Origin of the sequence: Mycobacterium sp. TY815, from assembly GCF_030755135.1 — a bacterium.
Lineage (GTDB): Bacteria > Actinomycetota > Actinomycetes > Mycobacteriales > Mycobacteriaceae > Mycobacterium.
The window spans coordinates 1-9,920 of the sequence record NZ_JAUFRX010000014.1 but is presented as its reverse complement, the minus strand read 5'-3'; the positions used below and the strand labels follow the sequence as shown (position 1 = coordinate 9,920).

9 protein-coding genes and 1 pseudogene are annotated in these 9,920 nt (G+C 64.5%); 2 read left to right on the top strand and 8 right to left on the bottom strand.

Annotated features, from left to right (window positions below):
* Positions 1-1,121: pseudogene (locus QXK92_RS33925) on the top strand (hypothetical protein); the annotation flags it as partial.
* 393 nt (positions 1,122-1,514) lie between these two features.
* Here QXK92_RS33925 and QXK92_RS33920 read toward each other — a convergent pair.
* The 3 genes from QXK92_RS33920 to QXK92_RS33910 form a co-directional block, all read right to left on the bottom strand.
* Complete coding sequence (locus QXK92_RS33920) at positions 1,515-2,198, bottom strand: hypothetical protein (protein WP_244602115.1); 684 nt, start codon at positions 2,196-2,198, stop codon at positions 1,515-1,517.
* 226 nt (positions 2,199-2,424) lie between these two features.
* Positions 2,425-3,825, bottom strand: coding sequence for a rep protein (locus QXK92_RS33915; RefSeq protein ID WP_244602116.1), 1,401 nt, complete (start codon positions 3,823-3,825; stop codon positions 2,425-2,427).
* 233 nt (positions 3,826-4,058) lie between these two features.
* Positions 4,059-4,262: a hypothetical protein gene (locus QXK92_RS33910; RefSeq protein ID WP_055577712.1), complete on the bottom strand. Its 204-nt coding sequence runs from the start codon at positions 4,260-4,262 to the stop codon at positions 4,059-4,061.
* Between the two features lie 228 nt (positions 4,263-4,490).
* Between QXK92_RS33910 and QXK92_RS33905 the strand changes: the two genes are divergently transcribed.
* The gene (locus QXK92_RS33905) at positions 4,491-5,063 is read left to right on the top strand and encodes a ParA family protein (protein WP_122447285.1); all 573 of its coding nucleotides are present in this window, start codon (positions 4,491-4,493) and stop codon (positions 5,061-5,063) included.
* A 632-nt stretch (positions 5,064-5,695) separates the two neighbouring features.
* Here the strand turns inward: QXK92_RS33905 and QXK92_RS33900 are convergent.
* The 5 genes from QXK92_RS33900 to QXK92_RS33880 all read right to left on the bottom strand — a co-directional run bounded on the left by QXK92_RS33900 (position 5,696) and on the right by QXK92_RS33880 (position 9,817).
* Positions 5,696-6,373: a hypothetical protein gene (locus QXK92_RS33900; protein WP_306249112.1), complete on the bottom strand. Its 678-nt coding sequence runs from the start codon at positions 6,371-6,373 to the stop codon at positions 5,696-5,698.
* Positions 6,374-6,426: 53 nt separating this feature from the next.
* Complete coding sequence (locus QXK92_RS33895) at positions 6,427-7,188, bottom strand: YfbU family protein (RefSeq protein ID WP_122447282.1); 762 nt, start codon at positions 7,186-7,188, stop codon at positions 6,427-6,429.
* 363 nt (positions 7,189-7,551) lie between these two features.
* Positions 7,552-8,433 (bottom strand): ImmA/IrrE family metallo-endopeptidase, encoded by an 882-nt coding sequence (locus QXK92_RS33890; RefSeq protein WP_122447297.1) that lies wholly within the window; start codon positions 8,431-8,433, stop codon positions 7,552-7,554.
* Positions 8,426-8,782: a helix-turn-helix domain-containing protein gene (locus QXK92_RS33885; RefSeq protein WP_122447296.1), complete on the bottom strand. Its 357-nt coding sequence runs from the start codon at positions 8,780-8,782 to the stop codon at positions 8,426-8,428. The genes QXK92_RS33890 and QXK92_RS33885 overlap by 8 nt, the downstream gene beginning before the upstream one ends.
* A gap of 468 nt (positions 8,783-9,250) precedes the next feature.
* A complete protein-coding gene (locus QXK92_RS33880) occupies positions 9,251-9,817 on the bottom strand; it encodes a recombinase family protein (protein ID WP_122447294.1) in 567 nt (188 codons plus the stop codon).
* Between the last annotated feature and the right edge of the window lie 103 nt (positions 9,818-9,920).

The following is a 9,920-nucleotide window of genomic DNA, read 5'->3' as shown; positions in this document are numbered from 1 at the left end:
AATATGACCGTCTGAAGGCTCTGCTCGATCGCGGGCAACCGCTCTCGAGAGCCGACTGGACTCGGACGCTGCTGGCGACCGAGGTCTGCTTCGCCAGCAGCGTCTTAGGCGCCGGTCTCGAATGGGAAGCGATCGCCGGCGATGACGTATTCACCCTCGGTGTTCTGCGCCTGCTGCAACGCAAACTGTGGAAGGCAGGGGCGCTAGCACCTCAGGGGGGTCCACGCTACGAGCCTCCCGTGAACCTAAAATTCGAGGCCTCACCATGGCCGATCGACTCGACTGCTCAGCAGCCTGCGTCGCCTACCTGGGTGGCTTCGGTCACGACTCCCTGTCACTACACCATTGCCATCCCCGCCGGAACGACAGGGATCGCTATGGCGCTGATCGGCGGCGGGGGAGGCGGCGGCGCCTACCTCGCCAACGGCCACAGCAGGTTCGTCCCGCGAGGATCTTGCGGTGAATCCACGACCGCAAAGCTGCCGTTAGGGGGGCTAGCAGGGATCAAGCACTGCGCTGCAGGCGGGTACGGAGGAATTACTACCGATTACGCCCATCTGCGTCATCCCAGTCTGACCGCGGGACAGTCCACCGACGACGTCACGCCGCACATGTTTCCCAGGGGTTTTGTTATCCGCGGCGGCCGCGGCGGAGCCGCAGGCAACGACTCCCCCGGCGGCGACGGCCCCGCACCCGGCGCAGGTGGCGGCCCCGGAGCCCGACTCCGCCCCGACGGGCGCCCCTACGGCAGCTACGGCGGTTCTGGCGGGTTTTCCGGCGAATACCAAAGTCGCGTTGTGTGGCTTCCAGCCAAATCCACCGAAGCTGATGGCTTACAGATCACCGGCTTCGTCGGTGCCGGCGGTGCCGGCGACCCAGGCAGAGACAGGGACGATGGCGCCTTCGCCGGCGGCAACGGCGGCGACGGTGCAGCGTACTTCGCATTCCTATCCGACCCCCCACCCACCCAGGCGGTCCACGCCTCACCGGAAGTGAGCAAGCCCTCGCCCAGCCAGGCAAACAGCCCACCCGTGCAGCTTCCGCGCTTCGAAATAGAGCCCCTGCCCATCCGGCGCGCCGAATTCAAGCTCCCGCGCATGCTAAAACGATGGCGTCGGTGAAAGGGGTCGGTGTCCGCCGGCGACCGCTGACAGTGGACCGCTGACAGTGGGCACGTCTCCAAAAGCCACGCCGACCCCGCGCAATCAGTTATGGGATGACCAGGACAGGATCATTTGCTGGGTTCTGCAACTCCTGCCCGTAGCTGCGGTCGCTGTTGGGTGTTCGCGGTTGTGGTGTAGGTGCTGTTCGACCCAGTGGCGTTGTCCCAGGATGAGATCGAGGCGTTGGGTCGCGCTAGCGTTGGTAGGTGTGTTGGCGGGCATGGTCGCGGCGGATCAAAAGCCCGCGCGGACGATGTCGGGCAGTTGCTCGGGGTCGGTGGAGGCCGATACACGTTGAGCTGGGGCCTGCCTGCATCGCTGCCTCAAGATCGCCGACCGCGAGGATGAGGGTTAGTGGGTTTTGTCGGCGGCGCGTTGGGCGGCGCGGCGTTGTTGGCGGCTCATCGGCGCCTGGTGGTGTTGGTCGGTGTCGTGTGTGGGGTTGCCGGTGACGGCGTCGAGCAGGGATTCCAATTCCGCGACACGGGTCCGCAACCGCCAGATTTCGGTGACTTCTCGACGCAGCTGCGCGAGCTCGCGGTCGCGCTGTTGGCCACGCTCGACGTCACGACGCAATTGCTCGCCGAGCCGCTGGACCTGCTCGCGGGCCTGCCGGTAGCCGGGGTCTTGGGCCAGGGATTGGTGCAGGCGCACCGCAGCGGCGAAACGCTGCACCACCGCACCCAGCTGCTCACCGATCGCACCCTCGGCGTAGCGGTGCTCAAGGACCTCCAGCAGGAGTTGGCACTGATAATCCGAACTGAGAAACAGTCGTTGCAGGGTGTGCATCGAAGGCAGCGGCAACCGCGCATCAGGGTCGGGTCGATGCGCGCGGGGCACCTCAATCACGCGCACCGCGGCACCGGCATTGCGGGCCGCGGTGCGCTCGGCAGAGGCCAGCCGCCGACACCGCGGCGAGCACCACACCGGCCGCCGGCCCGGCCCTTTATCGGGCACATCAAAGCGCTGCCCGCACCGCGGGCAGGCCCGCACCGAGTCCGTGCGGGCCTCCAACACCACCGGGTCAGCACCCACTCCACACCCCCTAAATAATTACGTCCAGGACGAAACGTTATTGAAACATGACCTTAGTGCAAGAGGTGTGATGTTCGGCGGTGGGCAAATTTTGTGGCACCCTAAGTGCCGTTCGGGCCCGCGTGATGGGCGGCTGGCGGGGGCGTTGGGTTGAACGGGCGAGTTGTTCTGTGTGTGCGGTGCGGCGCGGCGCGCCTGCACGCTCGGTGTGAGCCCTGGTTGCTGTTTAGGTGCGCGCTGCGGCGACCCGCGCAGCCAGGTCGGCGGCTTCGGCAGCAGCAGTGTGGGTGTTGCGGCGCCATACCGCGGCGCGTGCGGCTGCGGCGGCGGTGGCACGCGCCGCGGTATGACCGGGACTGCCTAGGGCGGCCTGCGCGACCGCGCGGGCCGCGGCGTGTCCGGCGCGGCCGGTGAGTGGGGTGGCGATTCGCGCACAATCAGCGGCCAGCTGCTCGGCTTGGCGGGCGATGTCGGCGTGCCTGCTCACAGTGATGGCCGTCGGTGGACTGCTATGAGTGCGTTGTGACCGGTTGGCGAGTATGTTGCGGATCTGTTCTTGGGCGGCGGCGATCCGGGCTCGCGATGCCGCGGTGAGCGCTGCGGGTCGCGGCGTGTGGTCGAGGCTGTCGGCGGCGCAGCCGCTGGCTTTTGTTGGAGTCTTTGGAGCTGCCCAGGACAGCCGTCGTAGTCGGCTGGATAGGAATGCGCCGGGGTTGGTGATGTGGTCGGGCCAGGTCCATCCGCGTGCCCGCATGTCGGCATTGAGTGCGTCGGTGATGGCCCGTGCAGTCCACACCGTGGGGTCGATGCCGGCGGCGGTGAGGGCATCGCAGATGGTGCCAATGTGGGCACGGTGGAGGCCGTGGGTGCGGGCGACGAGGGCCGCGGCGAGGCGCTGAGTGACCAGGGGCCGGGGGGTGGTCCGCCTGGGGGGCCGTGCTGCAGAGGTGTTGCGTCCTTTTTGGGACATGTGGTGGGCGGGCGCGCTGGCGCGCCCGCTTGGTGAGTTCCTCCCTACGGGAGAAGAAAGACTAAGACCGCCTGACGGCGGTAGGTGGAAATCATGCGCAGCAGAGTGCGGCGCCGGGTGAGCAGCGCGGCGGGGTACCAGGTGGTACACCGAGGGCCGGCGGCCGATGCTGGGGGTGCCGGGTGAGCCGTGGCCGCGTTGGGCCTCGATGGCCCATTGGGAAGCTCGTAGGACTCTCCAGGCGGTGGTTACGGTGCGGACGTCACAACCCGCCCGGGAGGCGATTGTGGCGCGGGTAAGGGCGACGTGGCGGCCGGTGGCGTGATCGGCGTGCTCGGCCATCACCGCGGCGATCGACAGCAGCGTGGACGCGGTGATCGAGACCCGTTCGGCCGCGCAGAGCTGTCCTAGGGCCGGCGAGTGCGCCCATTGGTGCAGGCCCTCGAGCCAGCCGCTGCGACTGGTCCACATCGGCGCCCGCGGCGCGCACGCGCCGGCACGCTCCACCCAGCCGCGACGGCGTTCGTTTGCGAGCGCGCGCAGGACATGCGGCGTGGGCGCAATAGCAGCGCCGCCGAGCGGCGTCGGCCACCCACTACTGACCCGAGGTGATCGGGTGCTGAGGAAGTCACGATTTGCGCACTGATTGCGCGCCATTTCTGGAACGCCAGACAGACGTGCGCTACCGTGAGAGCTGTCCAGCAAGACAGTCCCTTCGGGGAAATTTGGGTACGGAAGACCCGAAACCGAGTTCCAGCTCGGTTTGAACCTCCAGACGTGGCCCCGCTAAGGCGGGGCCTTCGTCATTCAGCGGGGTATCCGCACACCAGCTATTCAGATGTCACGTATTGGCCCAGACAGGTCTGGCTATCAGCCCGGGCGTGTACCGGTCACATCGCCAGCGGCAATTCCTCCCTCGATTTGTGGAGTGCAAGAACCAGTTCGGGGTGCCCGACATGCTCGGCTAGTAGGTCGGCGACGTATTGGCCCATCGGGATGCCGAGCTCGGCCGCCCTCTGTTTGACGATGTCGTAGACCATCCGAGGCGGACGCGTCATGATCTGGGCGCGGTCACCTTTATGCGGTTGAGCCATGATCAGGACTCTGCCAGTCAAACCAAGCTGTAACTGATAACGACACGCGGTTAGTGCGGATCAGATGTGACGCGTCCGTCACGCGGTGCGGTAGCAAGCTCTGTGCGCACTCGCCGGGATGTATACGCAAGCGGGTGCAGAATTGATCTTGTGATGACGTAATGGCGTAATGACGTAATGACGTGTCAACGTAGTTACGTCATTACGCTGTGACGTATGGTGTGATGCATGCCTACGATTTCTTTGGTCCACACCAAGGGCGGCGTTGCGAAGACAACGTCCGCGGTGTACCTCGCGACTGCCGCGCAGCGCCGCGGCCGCGACGTCGTGCTTATTGATGCCGACCCGCAGGGGTCAGCTCTGGAATGGGCGGCGGTCGCCGAGGATGATCCATTGCCGTTTCCGGTGGTGCCGGCTCGCCGACCTCTTGACGTAGGCCGCCAAGATCTGACGATCGTGGACACTCCCCCGGGTACTGCGCAGGTAATTCAGGAAGCGATCGAGCTGGCTGATCTGGTTGTGGTGCCCACAGGGGCCTCACCGTTGGACGTCCGCCGGGTGTGGCCAACCTTGGAGATCACCGCGCACCGCCCCACGGCGGTGCTGCTGACCGGAGTGGATCTGCGGACCCGGCTAGCCGATGAGGTGAAGAAACTGCTGGAGGACGAAGGCGTGCCGGTGATCGAGACGCGGATTGTTCGCCGCGAGGGCATCCGCCGGGCGTTTGGGGCTACACCAGATCACCTGTACGGCTATGACGACGTGTTTGACGAGCTGATGGGGGCGCTGGTTCATGTCTGATTTGACTTCGAAGATGGCAGCACGGGTTAAGACAGAGCCGGCTAAGCGGGCCGCTGAAGCGTTCCGCTCCCCGACTGATGATATGCAGCGAGCCACGGTCTATCTGCCCCGCGCGACGGTGCGCGGGTTAAAGCAGGCCGCGTTAGACCAGGACACGAGCATGAGCAAAATCCTCACTGACCTAGCTGACCAATGGCTAGCCCGAAATGCGAAGACGTAATAACGTAAGTACGTTATTACGTCAGGACGTTGTTGCGTTAATACGCTCTGAACTACGGGCAGGCTCGCCTGACGGTTAAATTGCACGCCCACGAGTTAGCGTCTGCTTCCATGCGAGTGGGTCAACTCCTTCCACCCGAACCGTCATGTGCATCTTGACGTAATGACGTTTATACGTTATTACGTCAAAGATGTCGCCGTCGTCTCGATAACGAAGGTTTTCGAGACTGCGGGTGAGCTGCACTGAGAGTTGGGCGGACAGCATGCGGCTGCACATAGGAGCACTAACCTGGACATCTCCGAACCGCAGGTGGCATACTTTCAGTAGGAGCAAGGTACGGATTCTGCGGTTTCGGCCCCACGATCTGTCTGACCCCGGTAGATGGCTACGGCGCGCCGGGGTTGCTCTGTATCTAGGGGCAGTTCAGCACCCGCACGATGTGTTCAATCGGCTCCAGCAGGTCCTTCTCCTGATGCGTAATGTTGCGCCGGACCGCCGAGGACACCAGATCCGGAAGCCATAGCAGCTTTTCGTCCCGCGGAGAAACTTGCTTGAGTTGGCACTGACGGCAGATCACCTTCTCTGCCCGCAGCTCCTTGACGATCTTGGCGTCGAAGCTGCGCTCATGTTGTGTCTGACGCTGCTCGAGGACCATCAGGTGAACCCCATTGGCCAGCGGTTGTATCCCGGTGCACAGGCCGGCGGCGAGCTGCCCGAAGCATGCGCGTCGTGCGGCGTCTCCGCCGTCGTCCCCGAGGGGCATCCGACAGGAGACGATGCACACTTCCGTGCCGTTCTCGTCGCCCAGATAATCCGCCACCTCTACTGCCTGCTGGCGGCCGTCGCTGGTGAGAAGGCTTTCCGTCGTGTGCCAGTACCGATCCCCCACCACGTCAAGAAGGCCGTCGCGCAGCGGCTCCAGTTGGTCGCGATGAGCAACTACGGCTGACATCAGGTAGAAGGTCCGCCGGTTGGCTTCCAGCTCGAAGCTTTCATCGAGGAAAGCAACGTAGCCGCCAGGCGCACGTCGGTACGCATCGGCCAGTAGCGCCGCTACGCCGCCCTGCTGCACCCAACTTTTACTGGCCACGGGCACAATGCATTTCGACGCCGGGACGGTTCGGGTCGGCCAGCGCAGCCGAGCTACCCACGGTGTGACGGGTGGACTCGGGCCTCGGCGATCTGTTCGAGCTCCTCGGTGGACAGCAGGTAGTCGTCCCGGTGGAAACCTCGATCCCGAGCGTCCTTGATGCGGCGGTACTCAGCGAGCATCCGCATGTAGCTGCCGAGTGTCCGGTGGTGCGAATTTCCCCCATCGTTGCGTTCCAGCTGGGGTCGCAGTTCGGTCCACCGGTCGTCGCTCATCAGGAACTCGACGTAACTGGCCATGTGGCTTTCGAGCCTGTCCTGATAGTCGAAGCCCTGGAACTCCAGCTTGAACGCCATGTCTTCGCTGACCGGTGTTCCCTTCTTCGCCAGCCTCGCGATGCTGTAGGTGATCACTCGGAACATGTCGAGGATGTCGAGGACGCGGTCGCAGTCGAGCTTGGACAACTCGGTCCGGAACCCCGCGACTGTCCTCCAGTACTCCCCAGTGAAGCCCTTCTCGATCACCTCTGCTCGCTGGAGCTGGTACGCCTCGTCCCCGTCTTCGCCGTTGGCATCCTCGGGCAGCACACGTGCCAGGATGCGGTGCAGCAACGACAGCACCTGGCGGTCGGCGATCCGCATGGTCTCCGGCGCCGGCTCACCGTCGTAGTCGTCCGATGGCCGGTAGTCGGGGGGGACGAGCACCTCCAGGAGGCGGTCGCGGACGTATTCGCTCAGCGTGAGCCCCTCGGTGTCGGCCAGGTCTTTGAGCTGATCGCGGATCCGATCCTCGACGCGGATGTTGATGACGGCCACGCAACCCTCCTGTCTGTATGACGTAACTATAACACGTGTCATACAAGCATACAAAGACAGACACGGGGCGGTGTCCCGGACGGAACGGTGAGGTTTGCCGCGGATTGGGCCTACACCGCAGTTCTTAGACCGCCAGGCGACTGGACGAACAACGTCCGATAACCGCCGGCGGGATGCTCGAACGGCTCCCAGCCCAGCGAAGCCCAGGAGCGGTCGGCGCCCTCGCTGTAGGCAAGAGTCTGCGGTATGGGCGCCGCTCCATCAGGCTGCGCACCACCCGCATGCCCACGCCCCGCCCGCGAGCCGCGGTGGCCACCTCGAAGGAACTGGGTCCCAGACGCTCGCCTCCCATGTCGGGTCTGCTCAGTCGTCGGCCAAGCGGACGCGGATGGGGCGCAGTAAGCGACGGTGCTGGGGCTTGACCCAGAACATCATGATCTCCGCGTAGCCGGTGTTCATCGTCTCCACCCGTACGTTCACTCGAACGCCAGCCAGATCGAGTATGGGCACCTCACCGAGCCCGTGGTCGATCGCCGCCAGGAAGGGGTACGCCGATGGGTGCAAGCGTCGCGGGTATCGCGTGTTTCCGAAGCGCTCCATCCATTTTGGGGAGCGAGGCGTTTCGCGACGGTCGTAGCTGCCGTCGCTGTTGGGCATCTTGCTCAGGCACAGGACGTGGACGGCGTCCTGGTGTGTTTCGGCGTAGCGCCGAAACGCTGCTTGAAGAGACGATCCGTAGCGTTGGGCCAGGTGGGCCACGCTGGCTACGCCGATCTCCAGGCTCCTGGCGTCGTGGGTGAATCCGTGTCGCTGAAACAGCAGCTCAGCGGCACCCTGATTGGCTTCCTGCTCGAAGAGTCGGTTAGTTGAAGGACTTAACGTTTCTTCGTTGTCGGTGTGGACGAGCTGCTGCTGCCAGGGCAGCAGGTCGTGGGTGACCTCGTGGAGTTTGACGAAGTTCTTGCGTCCCTCGTGGGTGACCAGCTGGCTGACGTGGACGGTGCGCTCACGACGGTCTAACGCGCCGCGCAGGCCGCGGTATCCGCGGCGGACGAGATCGCGCAGCGGTTTGGGCATCGCGGCGAGCACCCCTTCGTCGAGGGTGAAGTCATCGGCCTCTAGGAGGCCGCGCGCCGACACGATGTCGTCCACCGGCGTGGGGTACCGGCCGTAGGCATCAGCGGCCTTGAGCAGCGCGTGAGTGCGTTGCTCGATGTCCTGTGCGCTATCGAGGTCCTCAAGCATTTCGCTGCCGCTGCTTGTGTCGTAACAGTTGGAGGTACGTGGTGAGAGCCTCCGCCTCCTGCTCGGTGAGACCCTCGGAACTCAGCGCGTGGGCCAGGGTGTTGCCGTGCGCCGTGCCGCCTGGCACGACGTATCCGGCGCGGCGCATCAGTTCGAGGTAGTCGGCACCCAGCGTTTCGGCAAGACCGTATAGCACCTTCGGCGATGGGCTCTTGACCTCGCCTCGCTCGAGTTTTTGCAGGTAGGCGGTACTGATCCCGGACGGCTCGGCCACGGCTTTCAGCGTCTTTCCCGAGAACTCGCGAAGCTCGCGCAGGGTGGGGCCGAGGAAAGCGTTGCCGGAGGTCATAGCACCATTGTAGGCGGATTTACACGATAGTAGAAAAAATGTGATACACTAAAGTAGAAAGCCAGGTACCAAAGTGTTCTCCCCTGCTCGGGGGCCGGGCGCACGAAAAAGGACACCGTCAATGGCCAAGGGACATCACCGCAGCGCGACGACCAGTCGCTACGTCAAGGCGTCCACCGCCGCGCGCAACCCCAGGACCACGGCCACCGAACGCGGCTGATCGCTTCTCCGAGCGGCGGGGATCTCCGGTCCTCGATGTACCGCCCCGCCGCTCAGAGTGTTCTCCACACGCAGAACCCTTCAAAGGAAAGTGAGGCCACCATGGCCATATCCGTCCCCACCATCACCTGCCCGTACTGCCGATTCACCTTCGTGAACGTCCGGGTCACCAAGCACGGACTCATCCGCTGCGGCAACTGCGGCAAGACGATGAAAATCTGACTCCGACAAGATGTTTGGCTCTCGCAGCTAGTCCAGCTGCGATAGATAGCGGTAGGCCGTGGCGCGACTTATGCCGAACGTCTTCGCAAGCTCGGGAACGGGCTCACCGGTCGCAGCGAGCCGGCGCAGTTGCTTCTGGCGCTCCGCGGTCAGTTTCGCTGGCTTCGTGGCCGGCAGTCGGCGGGCACGCCGGGACTCACGTGAGGCGGCTCGACGCTCGCGGCCGAGTTCGAGTTCGAGTTCGGCCAAGGTCGCCATGATCACGGCCACCGCCCGGCCGCTGGGTGTGCCGGTGTCCACCCCTTCGCGTAAGGCGCGCAACAGAATTCGGCGCTCACCCAGATCCGAGATGGTGCGGGTGACTTCGGCGACCGATCGGCCCAGCCGATCGATGGCCGTGACCACCACGGTGTCACCTTCGCGCGCGTAATGCAGCAGGGCCGCCAAGCCCGGCCGCCCGACGTTCACCGCACCGGACAGCTTGTCGGTGAACACGTGGCTGGATTCGACGCCCTCAGCGGCCAGGGCCGCGAGCTGTGCATTGAGGTCCTGACCAAGAGTGCTCACCCGCGCATACCCGAGGATCGCCGTCACACCATCACCGTCTCATCAACGTCCGACATCAAGGATCTGAGACACGCGGCGTGAGACGAGAAATGAGACACCCGCGACCTGGCTGTGATTTTCAGATGTGAAT